Here is a 26947-nt window from a genome sequence, read left to right as displayed (position 1 = left end):
GAACTAAGAGCTCATTTAATGGCAATGGAAGCACTCACAAAGCTATCACAAATCCCACTGAGCACCTTTAAAGGTGTAGGGCCTAGTTTAGCAGAAAAGTTAGAAAAAATTGGCTTGCTGTCAGTGCAGGATATGCTCTTTCATTTGCCACTGCGTTATGAAGATAAAACCCGAGTAAGCACAGTGCGTGATTTATTAGTGGGTACCTCAACCAATATCATTGGTGAAATTACCGATAATCAGATCACTCATGGTAAACGCCGCATGATGGTGGTTACCCTTCATGATGGCACTGGCAGTATTCAACTTTGCTTTTTCAGTTTCTCCGCCAGTCAAAAAAACAGCTTAGCCATTGGCAAAAACATTCGCTGTTATGGTGAAGTTAAACGTGGTCCACGCGGCTATCAAATAGTTCATCCTGAATATAAAGCCCTTGATGACGATAGAGCATTAACATCCGTTGAAGAAACCTTAACACCCGTTTACCCAAGCACTGATGGCTTAAGACAAGTATCGCTACGCAGTTTAACTGAGCAAGCTTTAATTAGATTACAACGCGGCCAAGTTGAAGAGTTACTACCCAATAATATCTTTAACGAGCAATATTCGCTTAGTGATGCCTTAGCAATTATTCATCGTCCACCACCTGATGTTTCAATAGAGCAATTAGAGCAAGGTCATCATCCGGCACAGCAACGCTTAATTAAAGAAGAGCTACTGGCCCACAACTTGAGTATGCTGAAACTCAGACAAAATAGTGATATTCATGATGCGCTACCTTTATTGGGTGATGAAAAAGTTACTAAAAAATTTCTAAAAGCCTTACCATTCACACCAACCAATGCGCAAGCGCGTGTTGTTGATGAAATAAAAACTGATTTAGCCAAAACCCAACCTATGATGCGGTTAGTTCAAGGGGATGTGGGCTCAGGTAAAACCTTAGTTGCTGCCCTTGCTGCATTAACGGCTATTAGCGAGGGTTATCAAGTTGCCTTGATGGCGCCGACCGAAATTCTAGCTGAACAACACGCCATTAATTTTGCTAACTGGTTTACCCCACTAGGTATCAGTGTCGGCTGGTTGGCCGGGAAAACTAAAGTAAAAGCTAAAAGAGAAGCCCTTGAGAAAATTGCTAGTGGTGAAATGCAAATGGTTATCGGCACCCATGCGCTCTTTCAAGCCGATGTTATCTTTAAAAGCTTAGTTCTAGTTATCATTGATGAGCAACATAAATTTGGTGTACATCAACGTCTTACCTTGCGAGAAAAGGGTGTTTTTGATAATAAATATCCACACCAATTGATCATGACAGCAACGCCAATACCCCGAACTTTGTCGATGACTGCTTATGCTGATTTAGATGCCTCAATTATTGATGAATTACCACCAGGACGTACACCAATAAACACCGTAGCCTTACCTGATTCACGTCGCGCTGATGTTATTGAGCGCATTCGCCAAGGTTGCGTTAATGATGGCAGACAAGCTTATTGGGTATGTACCTTAATCGAAGAGTCGGAAGTATTACAGTGCCAAGCCGCCGAAGACACTGCGCTTTTATTAGCAGCACAATTACCGGAATTAAAAATTGGTTTGGTGCATGGCCGAATGAAGGCGGTTGAAAAACAAGAAGTTATGGATGCCTTTAAAATTGGTGACTTACACTTATTAATTGCCACAACTGTTATTGAAGTAGGCGTCGATGTGCCAAACTCCAGTTTAATGGTGATTGAGAATCCAGAGCGTTTAGGTTTAGCGCAATTACACCAGTTACGTGGTCGCGTTGGTCGTGGCTCGGTCGCCTCTTTTTGCGTATTATTGTATAAAGCACCACTATCAAAAACCGCGGTAAAACGATTAAAAGTATTACGTGAAAGTAATGATGGTTTTGTTATCGCAGAAAAGGATCTTGAAATTCGTGGTCCAGGAGAATTACTAGGTACTAGGCAAACCGGTTTAGCGGATCTTAAAATTGCCGATCTAGTACGAGATGGTTATTTAATTCCTGAAATAAAACAACAGGCATACCTACTATCACGTCAATACCCTGAATGTGCTCAAGCACTAATTCAACGATGGTTAGGCAATAAGGAACGTTATTCAAATGCCTAACAAGTAAAATGACTAACTATTAATGACTAAAAAATAAGCAAGTTAACAATTCAAAAAACAACAAAAGCACTGCTGTAAGCATGCTACTAACTACGAGTTGCATTTATTATGAAAATTACCCGTCAGCACTTTATCCCGTTGGGACCCGTTATAGCGTTTACCTGCTATTTATTACTAAGTCACTTTGGTCTGGCTGATAAACCGGCCATCGCCGCTGCAATTACTTTGCTTACCGTTATATGGTGGGTTAGCGAAGCTATTCCTATTCCCGCGACTTCATTAGTGCCTTTTGCTTTATTACCCTTGTTTGGTATCGTCGATCACAAAACCGTCGCCTCCGCATTAGGTAGTCATGTCATTTTGTTATTGATGGGCGCCTTTATGCTTTCAACTGCCCTAGTCAAAAGTGGCGCTCACGAGCGCATGGCTGTTTACATGGTTCGGTTAGTGGGGGTTTCCAGTGGTAGACGTTTAGTATTTGGTTTTATGCTAGCAACTGCCACATTAAGTATGTGGATTTCAAACACAGCCTCAACACTAATAATGCTACCTATTGCTTTAGCAATTTTAAGTCATGTTAATAATAAAAAATTAAAGGTCGCACTTATTCTAGGCATTGCTTACTCTGCCTCTGTTGGTGGTATTGGTACTCCAATTGGTACACCGCCAAATGTTATCTTTATGGGCATTTATGAAGAAACTACCGGCAGTGAATTTGGCTTTTTAGAGTGGATGAAAATTGGTGTGCCCGTGGTACTGATTTCCATCCCTTTAATGGCGTTATGGTTAACACGCTCAGTTACTTTAGATGAAGAGATTCAATTACCGACATTGCCTAAATGGCGTAGTGAAGAAAAACGTACCTTAATCATCTTTACTTTAACGGCTCTTGCATGGATCACCCGCGGTGCACCTTTTGGCGGTTGGAGTGAATTGTTTAATACACCTATTGCTGGTGATAGTACCGTCGCACTGGCTGCAGTAGTGATAATGTTTATGACGCCTAACGGAAAAGGCGGTCGTATTCTTGACTGGCATACCGCCAAGGAAATACCTTGGGGCATGTTATTGCTTTTTGCTGGCGGTATCGCTCTTGCCAAAGGTTTTGCAGCTTCAGGGTTAAGTGTAATGCTCGGTGAATGGTTATCCTCACTCGCTAATTTACCCATGATAGCCATGGTGTTAACCATTTGTTTGGTGGTGACTTATGTTACTGAGATCACCAGTAATACAGCTACTGCGACCCTATTAATGCCCATATTAGCCGTTGTAGGTGTCAGTGTTGGCGTTGATCCCGCCATATTTATGATTCCTGCCGCAATGGCTGCCAGCTGTGCTTTCATGTTACCTGTGGCCACAGCACCTAATGCCATAGCCTATGGCACTGGTGAAATAGAGATCAGAGATATGGTGATAGAAGGCGCGCTATTAAGTTTATTAGTCTCAAGTATTGTTGCCGCGGTAACTTTTTTATTGTTGCATTAACGCTAGCAAGATACTAAATAGGTGGCAGGTTTATTAATACCAATCCATCTAAAGAAGTGGCCACTTAGAACGACATGGACAATATGAGAACAAGCAAAATATGTATAGATATAGTTATTCTACATCAAACAAATTTTGTGCCTTTATCATGATGTTTATGCGCTCCCGAAGGGCGAGATTTAAAGGCTTATATGCTGCGTTATTGATTTTAACAATAACGCTACATGGATGTAGCTTCTTAGAGAATGCAGGAGCATATTCTCCTGAATAACTATTCTTTGCAATCAATGCCTTGCCTCTAAACCTTTAAACTCTCGCTAAGCGGTCACTTTCTTAGACGGAATGGTATGAGTTAAATACAGGCAATAAATACATTGAGCGGCTAAAGTTAAAGATAATAAGTAGCAAGATGAGATGACTTACTATGTTATCTATTAAACGTTCAAGCACACTAATATTATTTGCCGCATGATTAGTTCAAAAGCGCAAAAAACAAACCTTTATATCATTATTTTTATAGCTTATTTCACAATAGTTGCGGTAGTAGAAGGTAACAACTATGTGGATAAGTTAAAGGTTAGTTATTACCTTCAAGGCCAAAAACACATAGTTTATGGTGAAAAAACCAGTCAGGGTTATCGCTTTAATTCGAGCTCGCTAAAGGTATTACATTTAGCGAGCTTAAATTGGCCGCCTTACATTAGTGAAGAGCTGTGTAATAAAGGGTGGTTATTTCAATTTGCCATTGCCATACTTGCCAGTCAGGGTTATCAAGTAAACATTCACTTTTACCCTTGGGCTAGATCAGTAAAACTAGTTGAGCTGGATCAAGTGGACATATTATTTCCAACCTATTACATCGAAAAAAATACCCCGTCAGATTATCATTTAGGAAAAAACCGTCGGGAGTTAGTTACTTTGTCTAATGCGTTTTCTGGTGGCAGTGTCTCGTTAATTCAACGCAAAGGTGAATCGTTAATTTTAGATGACGGTTTGTCTGTGCTCAATGGTAAAACAATTGGCGTGGTTCGTGGTTATCAAAATACTCAAGAATTCGATGCTATGATGGCTGCGCAAATGTTTTCAGTAATAGAGACCGCTGACGAATTACAACTGGTTAAATTACTAGTCGCCAGCCGTGTTGATCTTATTATTGGCGACCCTAAAGTTTTTACTTTTAGCGTGAACGTAGCTGACTTATCAGCGGTTGATAAACAGCATTTACTTGATGCAATTGAACTGGTGCAACCCGCTTTACAATACCAACCGTTATATTTTGCCATCAGTAAAAAGTCCCCGTTACACAAGCAGATACTCAACGATATCAATATAGCCATTAGCCAATTTGAACAAAGTGGTGAATTAGATCGGTTAATCAGTACTGGCTACCAATGTTCAAAAAATGCTGAAGAATCGTAGCAATAAAAAAGCCACTAAAGGTGTTAACGATTAATGGCTACATTCTCAATTATTATCTGCACATAAATAACCGCATCAATTGAGATAGATTGTTATTGACGAGGTTTTAATGGATTATAAAGTTAGTGAGCTTCATCCCAATTATCGCCAATGCCTGCTTCAGCAATTAACGGTACGCTTAACTCTACTGCATCATTCATCAATATCACTAATTTCGCGGTAGTTTCTTCAACAATATCTTGGTGTATTTCAAAGATCAGTTCATCGTGCACTTGCATGGTCATTTTGATCCGGTCATCATTTTGCTCTAACAACCATAAATCTACTGCTAACATCGCCTTTTTAATGATATCTGCAGCTGTACCCTGCATCGGCGCATTGATTGCTGCACGTTCAGCCGCTTTTTTACGCATTCCATTTTTAGCATTAATATCTGGTAAATATAAGCGGCGACCGTATAAGGTTTCCACATAACCCTGCTCACTCGCTAGTTGGCGAGTATCTTCCATGTAGGTTAATACGCCAGGGTAACGTTGGAAATATTTATCTTGGTATTCTTGTGCTTGCTTACGGCCAATATTTAATTGTTTGGCTAAACCAAAGGCTGACATGCCATAAATCAAACCAAAGTTAATGGCTTTAGCACTGCGACGTTGATCTGTAGTCACTTCATCAAGCTCAACGGCAAATATTTCTGCTGCTGTTGCTTTATGAATATCTTTGCCTTCACTAAAAGCGGTAACTAAACCTTTATCGTTCGACAGATGTGCCATGATGCGTAATTCAATTTGTGAGTAATCTATTGCCACTATCTTATGATCTTTAGGGGCAATAAAAGCTTGGCGAATTTTACGGCCTTGCTCACTACGAATTGGAATGTTCTGTAAGTTTGGATCGGTTGAAGATAAACGCCCTGTCGCCGTAACCGCTTGATGATACGAAGTATGCAAACGTCCGGTTTTGTCGCTAATCATTAACGGTAACTTGTCAGTATAAGTCGACTTGAGTTTACTTAGACCTCTATTCTCTAGAATGACTTTAGGCAATGGGTAATCAAGTGCAAGTTCTTGCAATACTTCTTCTGCTGTTGAAGGTGCACCCTTTGGCGTCTTTTTGATGACCGGAATTTGTAACTCTTCAAAAAGAATTTGCTGTAGTTGCTTTGGTGAAGCCAGGTTAAAACTTCTTCCGGCTAAATTATGTGCTTCAATTTCTAGTTCGTCTAAGCGTTGCCCTAAGGTCCGGCTTTGATCGGCTAATATATCACTATCAATCAATACACCCGTTTGCTCCATGCGTGCAAGCACTGGTAATAATGGCATTTCGATTTCATTAAACACACTTAGTTGTGAGGCTGACTGCTCCAACGCAGGAAATATAGCCTTATGTAAGCGCAATGTAATATCAGCATCTTCCGCAGCATAATGACCAGCCGTTTCAATTTCAACTTGGTTAAAAGTAAGCTGTTTAGCGCCTTTACCAGCAATGTCTTCAAATTTTACTGTTTTATAATCAAGATATTTTAGTGCTAGTGCGTCCATATTATGGCGAGTGGCAACGCTATTAAAACAATAAGACTCAATCATGGTATCAAACTCAATGCCTTGCAAAGCGATATCATAATGACTTAGTACATTGGCATCATACTTTAAGTTTTGACCAATTTTTTTAATGGTTTTGCTTTCGAGTAACGGTTTTAATTGCGCTAATACCCAGTCTTTATCAAGTTGCTCTGGTGCATCTTCATAATCATGAGTCAAGGGCACATAAGCAGCTTTACCGACTTCAATGGCAAAAGATACTCCGACTAATTCGGCTTTCATATAATCAACACTGGTGGTTTCGGTATCAAAGGCGAAAACATCACATTCTTGTAAATTTTCCAGCCACTGGCTGAAGTGTGCTTTTTCTAGGATTATATCGTATTCGCTCTCAGCAACTGTCACCGTCTGGATTTCAGCAGCTTGTTCACCGGCAGAACCCGATGACTTAGATGATTTACTTGCACCAGTAGAACTTGCCTCACTGCCGCCTTTACCTAAGTCTGCTAATAGACGTTTTAATTCAAATTTTTGATAGAGTTCACTTAACGCGGCAATGTCAGGTTCACTAGCAGCTAATTGTCCTGCAGTTTGCTCTAATTCAACGTCACATTTAATCGTGGCTAATTGATAAGACAGAGGCAGCTGCTCTAAAGCATCACGTAAATTCTCGCCTATTTTACCTTTCACTTTATCGGCATTAGCAATAACTTCAGCCATAGTGCCATGTTCTGCTAACCATTTAACTGCTGTTTTTGGTCCACACTTTACTACACCAGGAATGTTATCAACTTTATCGCCCATCAAGGCAAGATAGTCGATGATTTGATCAGGACGCACGCCAAATTTTTCACTAACGCCGGCAACATCCATCTCAACGTCGGTCATGGTATTAATCAAACGCACATGCTCGGTTACTAGCTGCGCCATATCTTTATCACCGGTCGAAATGACGGTTTCGATACCTAATTCATCAGCTTGTTTAGCCAAAGTGCCGATAACATCATCAGCCTCAACACCAGGGATAACCAATAAAGGTAAACCCATGGCAGTAATAATTTCATGCAAAGGTGCTATTTGTGTGCGTAAGTCATCCGGCATTGGTGGACGATTGGCTTTGTATTCTGGGTACATATCATTACGAAAGGTTTTACCTTTCGCATCAAAAATCGCGATGATATTGCCATTAGGGTAGTCTTTTTTCAAACTACGCAGCATATTTAATACACCGGTGATGGCTCCTGTTGGTTGGCCATCTGCGGTGGAAAGTGCTTGCAAATAGGGCACGTGATAGGCTCGAAATAAATACGAAGATCCATCGACTAATATCAAGGGTGATTGGCTGTTATTAGCATCAGGTGGGGTTGCAGAAGTTGTCATAAGAAATACGCGAAGCGACTAAAATAAGCTAAAGGTGGCTAAGCATGCCACAAAGCATAATACCAAGTCCATTAAGTTTGTTCCCATTCAGAGAGAGTTAAAAGGCTTAGAGGCAAGGCATTGATTGAAGATAATGGAATTGGTATAAGTTGGCTCCACTTTATCAGTGTGCTTAATTGCCTAGATCATTGATCCTCTTGTGGATAACCTTGTGATCAAGTACGAAAAGTAGCCAGGTAATTGCGCGAGGCAAATCTGACTTCACTGATATAAATATTTGATTTCATTGAAAAAAGACAGACCACTAAAGCCTTTTAATGCGCAATGTTTTTATTTTTATACTATGTGGATAATTTTATTATCAAGTTATTTTTTAGTTGTATAAAAAATCAACTGATGAAAATAACGAGGTAAGAGATTATCAGAATTTGGCGTGATTACCAGCGTATTATTAAAATTTTTTTACAGAAAAGTTACACTTTGAAAGAACAAAAAAACATAAGCGAGTAAGGACAATAGCTAGCAACAGATCCACCAGTTAAATAAAAATATTTATGATAAGTTTTATTTATAAAAACTAAATTCCTGCCAAATTTTAGCAGGAATTTTATCCCCAATGACAAAGCAAAATGCAAACAGCTAATTTCCGCTGCATTCTGCATATTTATATATACCTGTTACCAATCAAGATGCAAGTTTCATCGTACACTTGAATGGCAACAGGCGAATTTTTTACTAACGTGTTAGCTGGGCAATTTTTGTTTTAGAAAACCATGGATACAATACCGGCAAAACAAATAAAGTTAATAACGTTGCGGTCACTAAGCCACCAACAATAACACTGGCCAGTGGTCGTTGAATTTCAGCGCCAACACCGTTTGACATCAACATTGGGATCAAACCTAATGCCGAAGTAATAGCCGTCATCAATACCGGGCGTAAACGTGATACCGCCCCATCAAAAACCGCCTTTGAAGTATCAATACCATCCTTAACCAGTTGATTGATGCTTTCTACCATCACCACACCGTTAAGTACGGCGACACCAAATAAGGTGATAAAACCGACTGAGCTTGGCACTGATAAGTATTGCCCGGACATATAGAGCGAGAAAATACCGCCAATAACTGCCAATGGTACATTCACTAATATCAGCATCGCTTGACCAACCGAGCCAAAGGCAAAATAAAGTAGTAAAGCAATTAGCGCTAGTGATAACGGCACTACTACAGCAAGACGTTGCTGTGCGCGTTGTTGGTTTTCAAACTGACCACCAATAACCACAGAGTAACCTGCGGGCAACTCCACTTTGTCATCAATAGCTTTGCGAATGTCGTTAACCACACTGCCCATGTCTCGGCCTTGTACATTGGCCTGAATAACCACACGTCTTTGCACGTCATCACGGCGTACTTGTGGTGGACCAGACTCAAAGCTAACGGTAGCAATATCGCCTAAACGTACCCAAGCACCGGTAGGTGATTGTATTCTAAGGTCAGCAATAGCTTCTTGATTATCACGATACTTTTCTTCAAAACGCACATAAATATCGTAGCGTTCATTACCATTGATTATTTGCCCAGCACTAACGCCGCCAATGCCATCTTTAACCACGGCCATGACATCACCAACCGACAAGCCATATCGTGATAGCTGTTGTCTTTTTGGTTTAATAACTAGTTGTGCTTCGCCAGCTATTTGCTCTAAGGCTACATCTCTAGCGCCAGCAATTTTCTTAATAGCGGCTTCAATTTCTTGACCTTTACTTGCCAGAATATCTAATTCAGGACCAAACAACTTAATAGCAAGTTGTGCTTTAACCCCAGAAAGTAATTCATCAACACGCGTAGCAATCGGCTGTGAAAAGTTAAGTAATAAGCCTGGAAACTGTTCAAGTTTCTCTTCCATTAAACCCTGTAATTCAAAGCGATTACTTGCGCTGCTCCACTCTGAAACGGGTTTTAGACCAATGTATATTTCAATGTTATTGACTGGCTCTGGATCACCACCAATTTCTGCACGACCAATTCGGCTGAGGGTGTACTCTACTTCAGGGAATTCCATTAACATTGCTTCAAGAATGGGGGCCACCGACAAGGCAGTTTGCAAACTTGATGAAGGCGCCAAAGTTGCTCTTAGATTAATAGTACCCTCTTCTAGCTCAGGCACAAACTCAGTACCAATTTGTGGCACTAAAGAAGCTGCACCAATAAACAATAAAACTGAAGCAGCAATAACTACTCTTGTGTGCTTCATTGCTGCTTTAAGCCCTTTGCGATAAAGCTTGTTTAATGGTTTTAAGACAAAACTTTCTTTTTCTTTAACGCCTTTGTTAAACATATAAGTCGCTAAAGCCGGTACTACAAGTAATGCCACTAAAATAGCCGAAACCACTGCTAAAATAATACTGATGGCCATAGGTTGAAACAGTTTAGCTTCAACTCCTTCAAAACTAAATAGCGGCATAAATACCACTAAAATTATGGAAGCAGCAAAGAATACCGGACGGGCGACTTCTCTACCGGCTGCTTTTAATCGTAAAGGAATGCCAGCTTCATCACTTTCTACGCAGTGTGAATCAAAAATGTGCGGATCAGCATCCGTATCTGGATTTCTTGCTTGGGCATTTTTATAATGAGTGGCATCAGGTCTATTAAGATGTTTAACCATATTTTCAACCATCACTACTGAGCCATCAACCAACATCCCAATAGCAACCGCAATACCACCTAACGACATTAAGTTAGCCGATAAGCCTAGCCAAGACATCACCATTAACGCAATAGCGATAGAAATAGGAATTGAAATCAGTACTAAAAATGTGGCACGAAGATTCATTAAAAACAGTGCCAACACTATGGCAATAAAGATAAACGCTAAGGCTAAGGCTTCAACCACAGTATCAACCGCTTTAGTAATTAAGTCCGCTTGATCATAAAACGGCTCAAAACGTACACCTTTGGGCAACGCTTGGTTAATCATAGGAATACGTGCACTAATACCATCAATAGTGGCTTTGGTATTTGCCCCCATACGTTTTAACACTATGCCAGTAACCACTTCACCTAAGTTTTCAATATTACCTTCTGCGTCTCTGCGGGTCATAGTAACCGCACCTTGACGAATCTCACTGCCTAATGAAACCTTAGCTATATCATCAATAGTAACCACAGTACCAGCAACCGTTTTCACCGGTACTTGTCTAATATCGTCTAAACCTGCTTCGCCACTATTAAACCAACCTGTACCACGAATAACTAATTGCTCTTGTCCGCGACTCATGTACCAACCACCAACATTGGCATTATTGTTCTCAAGTGCGGTAACAATATCGTCTTGGATTAATTGATATGACAACAATTTACTGGGTTCAATATTAACCTGATATTGCCTAACATTACCGCCAAAAGACAAAACATCGGTAACACCATCAACCGGCATCACCAATAACTTCACTATCCAGTCATTTAAACTCCTTAAGGTCATAGAATCATAGCCAGAATCCTTGTCAGCAATTAACAAGTACTGAAATATTTGACCCAAACCCGAGGTATTAGGTCCCATTGCTGGTGTGCCTACGCCTTGGGGAATTAATTCTTTTGCTGCTTGCAAACGTTCGAATACCAGTTGGCGAGCAAAATAGATGTCGGTACCTTCTTTAAATACTACGGTAACCCCCGACAAACCTGTTTTTGAAATTGAACGAACTTGCTCTACATCAGGCAGTGCATACATGACAGCTTCAATAGGATAAGTTATTAACTGCTCAACTTCCTCTGCTGCTAAGCCAGGCGCTTCAGTATTTATCGCTACTTGAACATTAGTTACGTCGGGAAAAGCATCTAAATTTAACTTGGGGATCACCATAACAGCTGCCACCATAGTGGCGATCAGTGCGATAACTACCAATAGTCGATTATTGATCGACCAATCAATCATTTTATTAAACATAATTTCATTCCTTACCTAGTGGCCGTGCGGATCAAATCCGCCTTTTGCTATTTCTGAAGCAACAAAGAATGCACCTTTGGTCACCACTCGAGTATTAGGGGCAATACCGATAATTTGACGGTAATGGCCTAAAGGCTGACCGAGTTCAACTTCAACAGCTTTAAATTCACCGGGATGATCTTCAACAAATACAGTCCAATCACCATCAGCGCCACGCATTAATGCCGTTTCTGGCACCGCGATTACCGGGGTTTGGGTATCAAACTGAAAATTTACATTAACGAACATGCCGGAATGTAAGGTGTCATCTTTATTCTCAACGGACAAACGCACAATTCGGGTACGGGTAATTGGATCTATGGTATGTGCTTCTTGGATCACTTTGGCAAAATGTACTTGCCCTGCAAACTCAACCTTAGCCACTGTACCTACGGGTAAGTTCAGTTTCTTATTAGGTGAAACTCGCGCTTCTACCCATAAATTTTCTTCATTGGCCAAAACCATTATTTTATCGCCCGGAGCAACTCGTTGCCCTTGTGAAAAATCATCACTTAATACCGCGCCAGCTCGTTTAGCGACTAAGGTATACTCACCCAGATTTGATGAGTTATTTTTAACAATTTCTTTAATAGCCGCTTTGGTTAAGCCAAATGCAGTTAATCTACCGTAGGCTGTAATATAAGCGGTTTCACTAGCTAATAAACGACTTTCACTGACAGTGCCAAGACCTAATTTTTTAGTTCGCTGCCACTCACTATAAGCAACACGGTACTCTGCTTGCGCTTCTGCCATCGATTCACTAAATAAAGTCACCAAAGCTTGGCCTTTTTCGACATGTTCACCCAAAATGGCGTGACGACTGATCACTACCGACTCGGTACGTGGCGAGACAATATAACTGGTGTAACCGTTGGCTTTTATTTCTCCAGGAGCATAAACACTTTTAGCTAAAGTTTTGGCGGTTAAAGTAGATACTTTGATATTCGCTAAAGCCATTTTTTCAGGACTAAAGCTTATACCTTCTTCATGCTCTTCTTCACTAGCATTTTCATTAGCATGGCCGTGACCATCATCGGCTTTAGTTTCTTGCCCGTGGTCGTCTGCTTTATTCTCATTATCGTGTTCATGGCCACTTTCATGTTTATGTTCAGCTTGTACCTCTATCGCTTGCGCCCCCGACAGCGTGTTTTCTAGCACAACATCGTTGTAAGCTAACACTGTGGTCGATGCTCCAACTAAGCCGGTAAATAGACTACTCAGGGTAATGAGTTTTATTATTTTAGATACTTTATCAGTTAATATATTTTTCATTTTTAATTCCAAATTCTTTGACAACTTATACCTACGCTAATGGTAGCTATATAAGATGAGATAACGGTTTTAATTTAATAGCTTAGTGGCGACATTTAATTGGCCGACATTCAATAACCATTGCACTTCGCTTAATTTAAACTGGGCCTGTAGTTCAATGCCCGCGTATAAACCTTCCGCTCTTTGTTGTAACGCCAATAAATAATCCGAGGTATTTAAATCACCTAATTGCCATTGTTTTTGCAATAGCTGGGCACTGTGTTCGCCACGCCCTTGCATTAGCTCTTGCCAACGGCCTAGATATTTTTTATTAGAGATTAATGATGCTGTACTTGCCTGTATCAGATACTTTTGTTTGCGCATAACCGCACGAAAACTCGCTTCAGCAGCTATAGCTTGCTGATTTTTTGCATTAGCGTTGGCTTGGTAATCATTACGGATATTTAATGGCATAGAAAAGCTGATACCGACAACATTATCGTCAGCATTTTTTCCGGCACTCAGACCAATAGTAGGATCGGCTTTTGTTTCCAGCATGGCATATTGAGCAATGTTTTTTTGCACTTGCCATAACGCTTGCGCTGCTAATACTTGCGGATGCTGGGTTATCCATTGCTCAACCACTTGAAAGTTTGTTACTCCCAAACCCTGCTTTGGATACACTTGCATATTAGGACGCCAGTCAGGCAGTAGTTCATTAACATCAGCTTGCGCTTGCGTTAACTGTGCTTGTATTTGCGCTGTTTTATTAAGTAATTGCGACAAATTCAAGAAGGTTAACTCAGCATCAACCTGACCAAGATCGCCAGCCTGCTGCCTTTTAGTAACAATTTTCAGTAACACTTCTAATTGTTGCTCCTGCTCAAACGCAAGTACCGACTTGTCCATGGCAAGTTGCCAGTTAATTAACGCTGTTAATGCTTGGGATTTTTTTTGCGCGACTGCATAAGTAAACCGATTACTGGCTACAGTTAATATTTTATCGCCAATGGCAACATTAACTGCCTGTTTATCCCACAAATCAATGGTTTGGCTAATACCAATATTAAAGTTATTGCCGTCACCTTCGCGCTCATAACCGGTAGACAATTCAGGGTTATAAAGTGGTAACTTACTGCCCTGTGCTTTTGAGAACTCAGCATTCATCAATTCACGTGCTGAGACAATATCAGGGTGCTTATTGATTTGTCGATCGAGCCAATCACTTGATAAAGTTGTTTGTGCAAAAGCCAAACAACTTACCGACATAGTTGCCGAGTAGCTAATAAATAATGCTACGCCAGCAGGTTTTATCGAGAAAAATTTCATAATAATCTCTTAATTTAACAATAAAATGTCGCAACTAAGCTCAAATAAACTAACTAAGCTAAATCAAATTCAGCTTTATTTAAGCTGTACTTAAAGATAAGATTTGTTGCGGGTAATTTTTAAATTAAATTAAGATATTGGGGGGCGTATAAGTTCTTCAATGAAGCTCTTATCAAGATTATCATTATAAAAATATTGATTGGTGATTATAAATAGAGGTGTTGCTAAAGCAGATTTGTTACTGGCAACCCATTGGGTATGAGCGCCTTGGCAATGACCACAATGGTGGCAATCTTTAATATTGTGTTCGCTGCCCGATGACTCATCGACAAGATTAATGTCATCAACATCATGAGAATGTTCAGTTAGAATATGTTGCGAGTCAACTTGATGATTTTCCTCTGAGTTAGCTACAGCAGCATATGATTGCAATGCAATCAATAATACTAATATTAAGCCAAGCCAAGTGTTTTTCATCGGTATTATGTTTACCCTAATATAAGAACCTAGCCAATAAAGCCAAGTAAAGTCATATAGACTACTTCACGATGCATCAGTATTACAAGTTGTCTAAAAATATTAAAGCGCTATTAGGTAATTAAATGTAACTTAGCGATGGTGGCTGAGCGATGGTGGCTGAGTGACCATATTTTGAACTAGCCTTTCTATTGTAGGAATTAATCCACAAAACAAATAAGTTTTACCTGAGGATTAGTAGCAATATTCAAAACTAACTTGGTTTGATAAAATAAAGTTAATATAGATATCCGTTTACTCCGTACATTTCATTCCACATCACTTATTTACTTTAATAATGAGAATTATTGTTATTGAGCTAACTCTTTAATTTTGCTATCTTTGCCGAAAAATATCAAAAGGATTCGACATTAATGAAATATACCTCCCTACTCGCCAGCCTGATCTTAAGTATCCTTTTATCGGCTTGCTCTACTAACCCAGTGACCGTTTCTATGTCGACCACTCGTTTTGATAACCCTGAAGTCAGCAGTGAACCATTATCAGTGAATTTAGCATTAGGCTCTGGTAGTAGAACAATATTAAACATAGAGACTGACGACAAGAATTTTTCCGGAACTGATGTCTATGCCTTTGCCCGAGGTAATATCACCGCCGCTAAAGGCTTAGAAATATCTATTAGTAGTGATGTAGATTCAGCCACCCACATAGGTATCAAATATCAATTTTATGGTGCTCATGCGGAACAATCAACTAAAGGTAATTTTTCGCAAGCATTTACCTTAGGTTATGAGAGAAACGAGACCAATGAGTCGTATTACTCCGGTGCCGATTACATTGCCTGTGAAAGTCTTTATTGTGATTCTGTTTCTGGTTGGGGCTATTGGCAGCATGATACCGATGTTTATGATATTGCTTGGGTGTTAGGCTATAAACTTGCAGACAGAGATATTATTTATGGTGGTCCTTTTTATCAGTGGGGTCAGCTCAGTGGCTATAAAAATACTACTAACAACTCGACTGAGCCACTTAAGAGTGATGGCTATATGGTAGGAGCCAACCTCGCCATAGAACATCGATTTTCTTTTGGTCTGGGTTTAGCGGGTGAATTAGTTTATGGCAATTTAAACTGGGGTCATTACAGTCAAAATGATACTAGCTTTAATTTCAAAATTGATTACCAGTTTTAATCAAATATTGACTGCTACAGTAAGTACCGCTATTTTTATCAAAACCTTAAAATTAATTAAACTATTTACTTGAAATAAGCGAGTTATATTATGAAAAAATTTATGCAATTATCACTACTTACTTTGGCTTTAAGCCCTGTGCTATTAACATCTGAACTAGCTAACGCTAGCAGTATGCCGCAATCGGTTTCTCCAGCTAACGCCAATGTTTACATCATTTCACCTGCCGATGGTGCAACTGTACCAAGTACTTTTACAGTTACCTTTGGTTTAAAGGATATGGGTGTTGCGCCAGCGGGAATAGAAAAAAAGCATACCGGTCATCATCATTTATTAATTGATAAGAATACTTTGCCTGCGTTTGATATGCCAATGGGTGGTGACGTTAAGCACTTCGGTGGTGGGCAAACACAAACAACTTTAACTTTACCTAAAGGCAAACATACGTTGCAGCTTATTATGGGTGATCATCACCATATTCCTCACAAGCCAGCAGTTGTGTCTAAGAAAATTACAATTACCGTTGAGTAAAGTCGGAATAAGTAAAAGCCGTTAAATAAAAATAATTATATAAAAAAATCCCTTGAGACTTATTATCAAAAAGTCTCAAGGGATTTTTGTTAAGCAAAATCAACTAAACTTAATGTTATACCGTTCTAAATTAACATCGGTTACTCAGGTTACACCGCAAAATTCTTTAACAAACCTTGCAGCTGTTTAGCCATACTCGCTAACCCCTTACTTGCCACTTTAGTTTGTTCTGCTACTGAAGCTGTTTGTGATGACAAATCATTGATTTGCACAATGTTGCGATTGATTTCCTCACTGACAGAGCCTTGTTACTCTGCTGCTCCCGCTATTTGAGACAATATAAAGTAATAATCGCTTAAATAAAATAAAGGCTAGTTATACGAGATAAACTAGCCTTTTTGAATATGTTAATTTTCCAAGAAATGACTACAAGGTAACAAACTCTTCTGCAGAAGTGGGATGGATAGCAATTGTATTATCAAAATCCGCTTTCGTTGCGCCCATTTTCATGGCGACAGCAAAACCTTGTAATAACTCATCGCTACCAAAACCAATACTATGTAAGCCAACCACTTTTTCATCATTACCTGCACAAATTAGTTTCATGCGAGTAGGATCACGATAATCTTCAGTAATCGCTTGATACAGTGCAGTGAATTGTGAGTTATATACGGTAATATTATCTTCACCGTATTCAGCTTTAGCTTCATCTTCGGTTAATCCGACAGTGCCAATCACTGGGTGACTAAAAACTACCGTTGCAATACCTGAATAATCTAAATGTAAGTCTGGTTTATTATTAAATAAACGCTCACATAAACGGCGTCCAGCCGCTACCGCTACCGGCGTTAATTGTGCACGACCAGTATTGTCGCCGACTGCATATATACCATCAACATTAGTGTTTTGATATTTATCCGTTTCAATAAAACCACGTTCATTGGTTTCAACGCCTGTAGCCGCTAAATTAATATTGTCGGTAGCTGGGTCACGGCCGATAGCCCAGACTAAAGTATCTACTGGCTCTAATGATTTACCATTAGTTAGATGCACAACTAAACGACCATCGCTCAATTTTTCAATGCGCTCTGGTGTACTGTGATTATGTAAAGTAGGGCCATGTTTTGCCATTTGCTCCACTAAGGTATCACTTAACATGTCGTCAAAACCGCGTAATGGCTTTTCTTTACGCACTAACAAATGGGTTTCACTGCCTAGCGCATAAAATACGCCAGCAAGTTCAACGGCAATATAACCAGCACCAACTACCGCGACAGTTTTAGGTTGCTCTGTTAAGGCGAAGAAACCATCGGAATCTATACCAAACTCAGCGCCTTCAATAGTTGGAATGGACGGACGTCCACCGGTAGCAATAGTGATGTGATCCGCAGTAATTAACTCACCGTTCACTTCCACTGTGTTTTTATCAACAAATTTGGCAAAACCATTAATCACAGTGACATCGTTAGCGTCAAAACCACGTTGATAAGCTGCATGTATGCGTTTTATATAAGCTTCACGATTAGCGACTAACTTGCCCCAATCGAATTGAGACTCACCTTGGGTAAGGTGCTGGCTAAAACCGTAATCATTGGCATATTTTAAGGCATCGGATATTTGCCCGGCATACCACATGGCCTTTTTAGGCACACAACCAACATTGACACAAGTACCACCAATGTATTTAGCTTCAATAACGGCTGCTTTTTTACCTAACTTTGCTGCACGGTTAGCTGAAGCTATACCGCCACTACCACCGCCAATGGCAAGATAATCAAAATGTTGTGTCATGCTTTTACTCATTAGTTAACGTGTTGTTTAAAGAGAATGTGGGCGCCAAAATGGCTTTATTCAAGGTTTAAATAATAATTTTCAGTAATTAGCTGTCAGTTTTTACAAGATCAGTTTGTAGTAGAAATAATTTCCGTTTTATTTAATAACAGATTTTGCATAATTTCATTCGCAGATATTGGCTTACTGTATAAATAGCCCTGAATATAATGGCATTTTTTTGCGACTAAATAATGTAATTGCTCAGTCGTTTCTACGCCTTCAGCAATACAATGCATATTAAGCCTTTTTGCTAAAACTAAGGTGGTATCCACAATCGCTTCATCAGCATCATTAATACCAATACCAGAAACAAAGCTGCGATCTATTTTTATAATATCTAAAGGCAATTTTTTTAAATAAGATAATGACGAAAAGCCAGTGCCAAAATCATCTAACGCTAAAGTCAGGCCCAATGCTGATAACTTGCGCATGGTGGTAATAGCATTTTCAGGTTGTAAAATTAATGCATTTTCGGTTACTTCAACACGTAGAATTTTTGCAGGTAATTGGTAGCGTACCAATAGCTCGCTAATATATGAAACGATGTCTGCTTCAACAAAGTGTTGCACTGATAAATTTATCGACACATAAAATTCAGGACGTATTGTATGCCAATCCTTTAGATCTTTACAGGCCCGCTCAAGTGCGGATTCGGTCATAGTGATAATTAAATTGAGCTCTTCTGATAAAGGTATAAAGTCATTGGGGGGAACTAAACCTGTAGGTGTTTGCCAACGCATTAACATTTCTACACCGACAGCTTTACCTGTATGCGCATCAATAATTGGCTGGTAGTGATTAATGAATTCATTATTTTTCACGGCTAATTTTAGCGCTGACTCCTTACTTAAACGTGCCATTGCTTCAATGTTCATTTGTGCAGTATAGAACTTAAAATTATTTTCTACTGCCTGTTTCGCATGATACATAGCCACATCAGCATGGCGTAATAACTCGTCTGAATTATGACCATCGTTAGGATATACCGCAATGCCAATACTCGCGCCAACACTGACTACATTACCACCTAAGTCAATTGGCTTGCTTATAGCTTCAATAGCTTCATCAGCGATTCGGCAAAGTTGATTGTCATTAGAGAAACTCTCCAACAATATAACAAACTCATCACCGCCAATACGCGATACCGTATCATCTATCAGCAATACTGCTTCTAAGCGCTGCGCAACTTCTTGTAATAGCAAATCACCATTATCGTGTCCTAGCGAATCGTTTACTTGTTTAAAACGATCTAAATCGATAAAGAATAGTGCTATTGACTTAGTTTGTCGATTGGATAAATCAATGGCATGTTTAATACGTTCCAGCAATAAAGTACGATTGGGTAGTCCCGTTAAATGATCGTAGTTTGCTAATAATCTCAATTCATTTTCAGCACTTTTTTGTGCACTAATATCAGTAAGTACAAACAAATAATGTATAGCGTTACTCACTGAATTTCGGCCTACCGTCACGTTGATGATCACATGGTATTCATCCTGATTGGCGGTAATAATCAATTCTTCACCGCGCCAATGCTCCCCTTCTTTGAGTGACAGCATTAGTTTATGATAAAAGCTGCGGCGTTTTGGGTTAATACCTAATAATTTAGCATTAAAATCAAATTCTTCTTCTGGCCAGTCAAAAACAGCACGCATTGATTGGTTTGCTGTGACCCTAGATATTTTTTCATCAATAATAAATACCCAGTCTTGTGTTTGCTGAAAAGCATCGCCGTAATACTGCGCTCGCTCTTCATTAGCACGAGACTCGGTAATATTTGTATAAGAGCCTGTAACTCTAATCGGCTTATTCTGAGCATCTACAGCAACAATTTTCCCTAAATCTTTATACCAAAGCCACTTTTCACCCGAGGTTTTCAATCGATAAGTACAGGAAAAATTATCGTCTAAATTGGCGTTGCTAATAAATAATTGCCAACAGCGAATAAAATCATCATGGTCTTCTGGATGGATCAAGGAAACATGCTCTTCAAAACTGTAGAATAGCGCTTCTTCAACATAGCCTAAATCTATAGCAATACGCTTACCAAACATTAAGTTATCTTCAGCTTGCCAGTCCCATACTTCACTATTACTGCCGGTTAATGCCAGCTGCAAACGGTTTTCTCGGTACTTCACTTGCTCATGAGCATCAAGCAACAGTTGCTGCTGCTTTTTACGATAACGATACCAAGTAACCATAACCACCATAAATACACTAAAGTACAATATAAATGCCACTGGCGATCGCCAAGGAGCAAAGCTGACATTAAAATTAATATGCACAGGAGCGGAGTATTCTCCGGTATAAGGTGACTTCGCTTGAATAGATAAAGTATGTTTGCCTGAACTTAGGCTAGGAAAAGTAATGTGAGCCTCCCTACTCGCAGGATAATCAATATTATTTTCCCCACTCAAATGAGACTTATAACTTATACTTTTCTCGTTACCATAGGAAAAAGTAGAAAAATCAATACGAATACCAACATCATCATAATTGAGGTTAATGACAGCATTATCTTCGATAGCCAAGGGTAGAGTTACGTGTCGAGATAACAACTCAACGGCGGTAATTCTCACCTTGAAATTTTTATAATGGTGAGCTTTTTTTAATTCCGATGGTTTAAAAATACTTATACCTTCCATTGAACCATAAACGAAATGACCATCTGCTAATCGGGTATAAGCCCTACCATTAAACTCTGTCGCGCCGAGACCATCTTTACGAGTAAAATGACTAATATGTTGGCTATCAGAGTCCAACATAAATAAACCGTTATGACTAGAAAACCAAATATCCCCAGCTTCATCAGCCATTACGCCGTAAATATTATTATCAATAATAGAGTTAGCTTTATGGTAAAAATACTTTTCTTTAAAGTCTGGCAAAGTTAAGCCAATCAATCCTTTACCACTAAAACTTAACCAAAAAATTTGATTCTTATCTATTGCCCAATTGTCGATAGAGGAATATTCACCGGCCAATATTCCTGGTAAGTTATAAAGCTGTACAAACTCCCGTGTTCGAGTATTAAACCCCCACAAGCCATCATTGCTGGTGAGTAAAAACCAATCATTATGCGGTGATGTTCCTAAGAAAGATAAAAACCTTTCAGGAGGGAACTGTTCAGTAATTTCACTTAACGTATCTATTTCCTCAGTGATTAAATTTATTTTAAAAATACCTTTTTCATTTACTAACCAGAGAAATTCGTCTTCTTTTAATATGTCATACTGCTCCACTGCAAGTAGTTGATTAATTTCATTATTAAATGGTAATGCTAATTCTTTCTCTTGCTTTTTATCAAATAGATACACACCTTTAGCAGTAGAAATAAGTAGTTGCTCAGGCGTTAACGTTAACAGGCTATAAATGTGACTGCTAGTGTATATACTTTTAGAGTCATCATTCATTAAAAATGGTGTTACACGCTGTTTTACTACATCAATTAGATTCAAACCATTTGAGGTAGCAACCCAAAGAAAGTCATCATTTAAGCTATCGGGTAAAGCATGCCAAACTTCGTTATAACTTAAGCTAGCAGGATGGTTTTTTTTATAACCATAATTTTTAATCAATTCTCTTTGGGGATCCCATTGATAGGCACCTACAGCCCTAGATCCTAACCAAAAAACGCCCTGATTATCTTTAATCAATGTTGTTATGTTGTCATCGGACATATTGTCAAAGTAATCACTAAAACCAAACAAAAAATCACTGCTATTATTGAGTGTATTAACCGAATACAAACCTTTATCGGCAGCAATATAAAGCATATTTCCATCTAACATTGTCTGCCATGCAGCCATATTTTCAATAAGCCTTTGGTAGTTTGGTAGTGATGATGCACCGGCAATATACGCCTTAACATCATCGACTTTTATTGCAAAAAAACCATCGTAAGATCCTAGGTATAAGGTGTTATTAACATCAGCGTGTACGGTATATATTTTATTGAGCTCTTCAATGTTCGACTGTGTGGTAGTATCAGCGGGTATTTGAGGTAGCTTTTTCCAGAGATTATTCTCAATATCATAAGCAAAAATACCGACTTGTGAGCCCATATACATAACACCATCCAGCAATGACATTTTAAATAATGAAAGATCACCGGTTAACTCTGATTCCAAGTCTATTACTTGCTGATATGCATTGGTAACTTGATTATAGAAACCGAGAGTTTTAGAGGTTAATAGCCATATTTTATTGTCATTACTATTAATCAAATCGGCAATATAATAGTTTGAATTGTTCGGGCTTTTTATTGGAATATGTTGGTATACGTCGGTTGTCGGATTATAATTATATAGTTTTTTTCCATCAACATTTAACCAAATAAAACCATTTTTATCTTCAAGTAAATTATAGATAGCTGCATTTTCAAAACTATTATCCGGGCCTGCTAATTGCTTAACCTTATTGCCATCATAAATATTAAGCCCCTGCTCAGTGGCTAGCCAAATGAAACCCGTTTTATCTTGGATAATTGAATGAATGCTACCCTGTGACAAACCATCATCAACAGACAAATGATCTAAGAATAGATTTTCCACAGCTGCATAGCTATTTGGGGTAACTATAACGCTAGATAAAATAGTTAGAGTTAGTAGAAAGGGGATAAGTAAACTCTTAGGCATAATCACTCAACAGCAGAATCAATTATAAAAATATATAGAAGTAATAAAGTATAGCTAACTGTGAACTTGTGCAAACATAAATCAAATGAAACATAGCTGCGAGCAAACAGCTTTCTTAGTCGTTACAATGAAACTACGCTAATAGATAATTATAAAAATATCAGTACATATTTGTTATAAATTTATAACAAAACTATTTTATAACTATTACTTCAATAACCTTGAATAAAGCCTCTATCGGTCATACATTCCTTATAACATAAACTAATTTTTAAGCATTATGACCAATCCATTATTAGTATCTAACGAACTACCTATCTTTTCAAAAATTAAACCTGAGCATGTTAAACCTGCTGTTGAGCAAGCCATTAGTGATTGTAAAAAAGTTATTAAACAAGTTCTAGCTGACAATGATGGATTTACTTGGCAGAATTTAGTTATGCCAATTGATGACATTGATGATGTGTTATCAAAGTTATGGTCACCGGTTTCTCATATGAATTCGGTGCTCAGTAGTGATGAATTGCGTGATGCTTATGAATCTTGCTTACCAATTTTGTCCGAATACGGCACCTTTGTTGGTCAACATGAGGGTTTATATCAAGCCTACCTGAGTGTTAAGAATGGCAATGAATTTGAACAACTAGACATAGCTCAACAAAAAGTTATCACCAATGTACTACGCGATTTTAAATTATCAGGCATAGCGCTAAATGATGAAAATAAAAAGCGTTACGGTGAAATTAAGACCCGCTTATCTGAACTCAGCTCAAGTTTTAGCAATAACGTACTCGATGCCACTCATGCTTTTAGTATTACCATTGAAAATAAAGATGAGTTAACCGGCTTACCTGACAGCGCTTTAGCTGCTGCTCAAGAATTAGCAACATCAAAAGAACAACAAGGATTTACCTTTACCCTAGATATACCAAGCTATCTACCGGTAATGATGTATTGCGATAATACTGATTTACGTGAACAACTTTATACTGCCTTTGTTACCCGTGCCTCAGATCAAGGCCCTAACGCTAATGAGTTTAATAACAGCGACATTATGGATGAGTTATTAAGCTTAAGACATGAATTAGCCAATTTACTCGATTTTGACAACTATGCCCAACACTCACTAGCTACCAAAATGGCAAACTCTACTCGTGAAGTAATGCAGTTTCTTGAAGATTTGGCCATAAAATCACAACACCAGGGTAAACAAGACTTTAAAGAGCTAAGTGACTTTGCCGCCAGTGAGTTCAAGCAAGGAAACTTACAAGCTTGGGATTTGGCTTATTACAGTGAGAAGTTAAAACAAAGTCGTTATGCTATTTCAGACGAGCAATTACGTCCTTACTTCCCAAAAGATAAAGTGATATCTGGTTTGTTTGCTGTCGTAGATAAATTATTTGGCCTATCCATTACACAGCGTGAAAACGTTGATGTTTGGCATGACGATGTTAACTTTTATGACATAGTTGATAAAGCCGGTGAAAAGCGTGGTAGTTTCTATTTAGACCTTTATGCCCGTGAGAAAAAACGTGGCGGTGCTTGGATGGATGTTTGTGTTGGTCGTAGTCAAAGATCTGATGGTTCGATTCAATACCCAGTAGCGTACTTAACCTGTAACTTTAACGGTCCTGTAGGCAATAATCCGGCATTATTTACTCATAATGAAGTGGTAACCTTATTCCATGAGTTTGGTCATGGAATTCACCATATGTTAAGCCAAATTAATGCCAGCAGTGTTGCCTGTATTAATGGCGTTCCTTGGGATGCGGTAGAGCTTCCGAGTCAATTTTTAGAAAATTGGTGCTGGCAACCTGAAGCTTTAGCCTTTATTTCTGGCCATTTTGAAAGTGGTGAGCCATTACCGCAAGAAATGTTAGATAAAATGCTCGCAGCCAAAAACTTTCAATCAGCGATGCAAATGTTACGTCAATTAGAATTCAGTATCTTCGATTTTACTATGCATGAAAGCTTTGAGCCCAAAGCATTGAACAATGAAAAGCATATTCAACAAGTTTTAGATAATGTTAGATCTCAATATTCTGTGGTAAAAGCACCTGAGTTTAACCGTTTCCAACATGGTTTTAGCCATATCTTTGGTGGTGGTTATTCAGCAGGTTATTACAGCTACAAATGGGCGGAGGTATTATCCGCTGATGCTTTTGGTTTATTTGAAGAGCAAGGTATCTTTAACGAAGCAACCGGACAGTCATTTTTAACCAATATCCTAGAAAAAGGTGGCAGTGAAGAGCCGAGTGAATTATTCCAAAAATTCCGAGGTCGCGCACCAGAGATTGATGCTTTATTGCGCCACTGTGGTATCAATGCTTAACGGTAAGATGCTAAGACTAGAATCTGCGTTATTTAATAATTGTCCTGCTTGGTTTCACTAGCTACGTCACAGCAGCTAGTGAAACAAAAGTAGAAGAAAAACATCAAGATGATCCCACTAAAATCATTACTAGAGTCGGACTTGGTTATACCGATAATTTAAGTACCTCCGACTATTTGGCTCTTGCCCCTATACGAAAGATTAATGCTAGAACCAATATGAATGGCGATTGGGTGGTTATTGGCTTTTTGATTTTGATTTTTGCATAATGAATTTTTCATTGAGTCGCTCTGAGTATGATGACGGTCACCATAAAAATAATTATTCTATTGGTAATTTTGTTCCCTTAAGTGCTCTTGGTATTGATACCGGTGAGTGGATGATTTTCCCTATGGCAGGCTTTAATCATAATCAAGGGGTAAATTGTTTTTAAGGATGAGACAATTTTAGAAAATAATATTGTTATGGTACAAAACACCAGTAATGGCGGCTATTTAGGCACTATGGCTCTACGCCCTATCACAGAACACTGGACTGTATTAGCCTTTGTCGGTGGAGGTATAGACCCTGGTGGTTATAGTAATTTTTGGCGTTAGCTACAAGCTCAAGACTCATCATTATTTTAACCTTTTTGGTTTTATCACAGATGATGATTTTGACCGTATAAGCAAAATAGGAATAACATACACATATGAGTTTAAATAAGCCTGAAACCTTTAAAGCAATCTTCGACCGCGCGGCCGAAAGAAAAGGCGGAACAAGTGCTTTACACGCTTTACTTGGCAAGAAAATCATTGGTAAACAGTTACTCGATGATACCGCTGCACAACAAAGTATCACTGAGCTTGGTGATGATCGTATTCTGGCAGCCTTTACTAAACAAATCTTCAAATCGGGTTTTGTTTGGCGTGTAGTAGAAAATAAATGGCCAGACTTTGAAGAACACTTTTTTAATTTTAATATTGAAAAAATGTTAATGATGCCAGAAGAAATGCTGGAGAGAAAAGCTGCCGATCCCAAAATAATTCGTAATTATAATAAAGTTAAAACTATTAAAGCCAATGCACAGATGATGTTTGATATCACAGTCGATAAAAACATCAGTTTTGCGCAATTTATTTATGATTGGCCATGTGAAGATATTATTGGTTTATGGGCTTACCTGAAAAAAAATGGTCAACGCCTAGGTGGTAATACCGGACCATACGCCCTTAGATTGTTAGGCAAAGATACCTTCATTTTAAGCAGTGATGTAGAAGCTTATTTAAGAGCCCAACAGATAATAGATGGCGGTTTACAGAGTAAAAAGAGTTTAACTGCCATCCAAATGTATTTTAATGAATTACAGAAAAAGAGCGGTTATAGCTTAACGCAATTAAGCCGCTTAATTGCGTTTTCGTGTGGCGATAATTATGTACAGGTTGATTAAACTTTAAAACT

At 38.8% G+C, this 26947-nt stretch carries 17 protein-coding genes; 9 read left to right on the top strand and 8 right to left on the bottom strand.

Features of this window, described 5'->3' with window-relative positions; translation table 11 throughout:
* The first annotated feature begins 18 nt into the window (after positions 1–18).
* The 3 genes from recG (at position 19) to GAB14E_RS18385 (ending at position 5016) form a co-directional block, all read left to right on the top strand.
* On the top strand, positions 19–2112 hold the full coding sequence (recG, locus tag GAB14E_RS18375; protein ID WP_197061154.1) for an ATP-dependent DNA helicase RecG: 2094 nt from the start codon (positions 19–21) through the stop codon (positions 2110–2112).
* Positions 2113–2220: 108 nt separating this feature from the next.
* Positions 2221–3597, top strand: a complete 1377-nt coding sequence (locus tag GAB14E_RS18380; RefSeq protein WP_033080981.1) for an SLC13 family permease — start codon at positions 2221–2223, stop codon at positions 3595–3597.
* Positions 3598–4158: 561 nt separating this feature from the next.
* Positions 4159–5016, top strand: coding sequence for a substrate-binding periplasmic protein (locus GAB14E_RS18385; protein ID WP_231561978.1), 858 nt, complete (start codon positions 4159–4161; stop codon positions 5014–5016).
* 122 nt (positions 5017–5138) lie between these two features.
* Here GAB14E_RS18385 and polA read toward each other — a convergent pair whose 3' ends face one another.
* From polA to GAB14E_RS18410, 5 genes are all read right to left on the bottom strand, one after another.
* Entirely contained in the window at positions 5139–7937 is a 2799-nt protein-coding gene (gene polA, locus GAB14E_RS18390; RefSeq protein WP_052093471.1) for a DNA polymerase I, read from the bottom strand.
* A 735-nt stretch (positions 7938–8672) separates the two neighbouring features.
* Positions 8673–11888 carry an efflux RND transporter permease subunit gene (locus tag GAB14E_RS18395; RefSeq protein WP_033080980.1) on the bottom strand — a complete coding sequence of 1072 codons (3216 nt, stop codon included), beginning with the start codon at positions 11886–11888 and terminating at the stop codon, positions 8673–8675.
* A gap of 15 nt (positions 11889–11903) precedes the next feature.
* Complete coding sequence (locus GAB14E_RS18400) at positions 11904–13199, bottom strand: efflux RND transporter periplasmic adaptor subunit (protein ID WP_033080979.1); 1296 nt, start codon at positions 13197–13199, stop codon at positions 11904–11906.
* Positions 13200–13268: 69 nt separating this feature from the next.
* Positions 13269–14507: a TolC family protein gene (locus GAB14E_RS18405; protein ID WP_052093470.1), complete on the bottom strand. Its 1239-nt coding sequence runs from the start codon at positions 14505–14507 to the stop codon at positions 13269–13271.
* A gap of 129 nt (positions 14508–14636) precedes the next feature.
* Entirely contained in the window at positions 14637–14984 is a 348-nt protein-coding gene (locus tag GAB14E_RS18410) for a DUF2946 domain-containing protein (protein WP_033080978.1), read from the bottom strand.
* Positions 14985–15397: 413 nt separating this feature from the next.
* On the opposite strand from GAB14E_RS18410, the gene GAB14E_RS18415 reads away from it, so the two are divergent.
* Together GAB14E_RS18415 and GAB14E_RS18420 are read left to right on the top strand one after the other, a co-directional pair.
* Positions 15398–16174 (top strand): hypothetical protein, encoded by a 777-nt coding sequence (locus tag GAB14E_RS18415; RefSeq protein WP_033080977.1) that lies wholly within the window; start codon positions 15398–15400, stop codon positions 16172–16174.
* Positions 16175–16264: 90 nt separating this feature from the next.
* On the top strand, positions 16265–16705 hold the full coding sequence (locus GAB14E_RS18420; RefSeq protein WP_197061153.1) for a DUF4399 domain-containing protein: 441 nt from the start codon (positions 16265–16267) through the stop codon (positions 16703–16705).
* 149 nt (positions 16706–16854) lie between these two features.
* Here the strand turns inward: GAB14E_RS18420 and GAB14E_RS25445 are convergent, their stop codons facing one another.
* The 3 genes from GAB14E_RS25445 to GAB14E_RS18430 form a co-directional block, all read right to left on the bottom strand.
* Entirely contained in the window at positions 16855–16977 is a 123-nt protein-coding gene (locus GAB14E_RS25445; protein ID WP_269429097.1) for a hypothetical protein, read from the bottom strand.
* Positions 16978–17131: 154 nt separating this feature from the next.
* Positions 17132–18496 (bottom strand): glutathione-disulfide reductase, encoded by a 1365-nt coding sequence (gene gorA / locus GAB14E_RS18425; protein ID WP_033081004.1) that lies wholly within the window; start codon positions 18494–18496, stop codon positions 17132–17134.
* A 110-nt stretch (positions 18497–18606) separates the two neighbouring features.
* Positions 18607–23175 (bottom strand): EAL domain-containing protein, encoded by a 4569-nt coding sequence (locus GAB14E_RS18430; RefSeq protein ID WP_033080976.1) that lies wholly within the window; start codon positions 23173–23175, stop codon positions 18607–18609.
* Positions 23176–23455: 280 nt separating this feature from the next.
* Here GAB14E_RS18430 and prlC point away from each other — a divergent pair, with 280 nt between their 5' ends.
* The 4 genes from prlC to GAB14E_RS18440 all read left to right on the top strand — a co-directional run bounded on the left by prlC (position 23456) and on the right by GAB14E_RS18440 (position 26936).
* On the top strand, positions 23456–25507 hold the full coding sequence (gene prlC / locus GAB14E_RS18435; protein WP_033080975.1) for an oligopeptidase A: 2052 nt from the start codon (positions 23456–23458) through the stop codon (positions 25505–25507).
* Between the two features lie 268 nt (positions 25508–25775).
* Entirely contained in the window at positions 25776–25940 is a 165-nt protein-coding gene (locus tag GAB14E_RS23885; protein ID WP_156115657.1) for a hypothetical protein, read from the top strand.
* A gap of 31 nt (positions 25941–25971) precedes the next feature.
* Positions 25972–26103 carry a hypothetical protein gene (locus GAB14E_RS25440; protein WP_269429096.1) on the top strand — a complete coding sequence of 44 codons (132 nt, stop codon included), beginning with the start codon at positions 25972–25974 and terminating at the stop codon, positions 26101–26103.
* Positions 26104–26198: 95 nt separating this feature from the next.
* Complete coding sequence (locus GAB14E_RS18440; protein WP_033080974.1) at positions 26199–26936, top strand: DNA-3-methyladenine glycosylase I; 738 nt, start codon at positions 26199–26201, stop codon at positions 26934–26936.
* Positions 26937–26947 lie beyond the last annotated feature (11 nt).

This window comes from Colwellia psychrerythraea, from assembly GCF_000764185.1.
GTDB lineage: Bacteria > Pseudomonadota > Gammaproteobacteria > Enterobacterales > Alteromonadaceae > Colwellia > Colwellia psychrerythraea_B.
This window is presented reverse-complemented; position numbering and strand designations above follow the sequence as displayed.

Coding starts and splice junctions, on each gene's coding strand:
- recG (WP_197061154.1), top strand. CDS start 19: ATGGCAATGGAAGCACTCACAAAGCTATCACAAATCCCACTGAGCACC.
- GAB14E_RS18380 (WP_033080981.1), top strand. CDS start 2,221: ATGAAAATTACCCGTCAGCACTTTATCCCGTTGGGACCCGTTATAGCG.
- polA (WP_052093471.1), bottom strand. CDS start 7,937: ATGACAACTTCTGCAACCCCACCTGATGCTAATAACAGCCAATCACCC.
- GAB14E_RS18395 (WP_033080980.1), bottom strand. CDS start 11,888: ATGTTTAATAAAATGATTGATTGGTCGATCAATAATCGACTATTGGTA.
- GAB14E_RS18400 (WP_033080979.1), bottom strand. CDS start 13,199: ATGAAAAATATATTAACTGATAAAGTATCTAAAATAATAAAACTCATT.
- GAB14E_RS18405 (WP_052093470.1), bottom strand. CDS start 14,507: ATGAAATTTTTCTCGATAAAACCTGCTGGCGTAGCATTATTTATTAGC.
- GAB14E_RS18410 (WP_033080978.1), bottom strand. CDS start 14,984: ATGAAAAACACTTGGCTTGGCTTAATATTAGTATTATTGATTGCATTG.
- GAB14E_RS18415 (WP_033080977.1), top strand. CDS start 15,398: ATGAAATATACCTCCCTACTCGCCAGCCTGATCTTAAGTATCCTTTTA.
- GAB14E_RS18420 (WP_197061153.1), top strand. CDS start 16,265: ATGAAAAAATTTATGCAATTATCACTACTTACTTTGGCTTTAAGCCCT.
- gorA (WP_033081004.1), bottom strand. CDS start 18,496: ATGACACAACATTTTGATTATCTTGCCATTGGCGGTGGTAGTGGCGGT.
- GAB14E_RS18430 (WP_033080976.1), bottom strand. CDS start 23,175: ATGCCTAAGAGTTTACTTATCCCCTTTCTACTAACTCTAACTATTTTA.
- prlC (WP_033080975.1), top strand. CDS start 23,456: ATGACCAATCCATTATTAGTATCTAACGAACTACCTATCTTTTCAAAA.
- GAB14E_RS23885 (WP_156115657.1), top strand. CDS start 25,776: ATGAATTTTTCATTGAGTCGCTCTGAGTATGATGACGGTCACCATAAA.
- GAB14E_RS25440 (WP_269429096.1), top strand. CDS start 25,972: ATGGTACAAAACACCAGTAATGGCGGCTATTTAGGCACTATGGCTCTA.
- GAB14E_RS18440 (WP_033080974.1), top strand. CDS start 26,199: ATGAGTTTAAATAAGCCTGAAACCTTTAAAGCAATCTTCGACCGCGCG.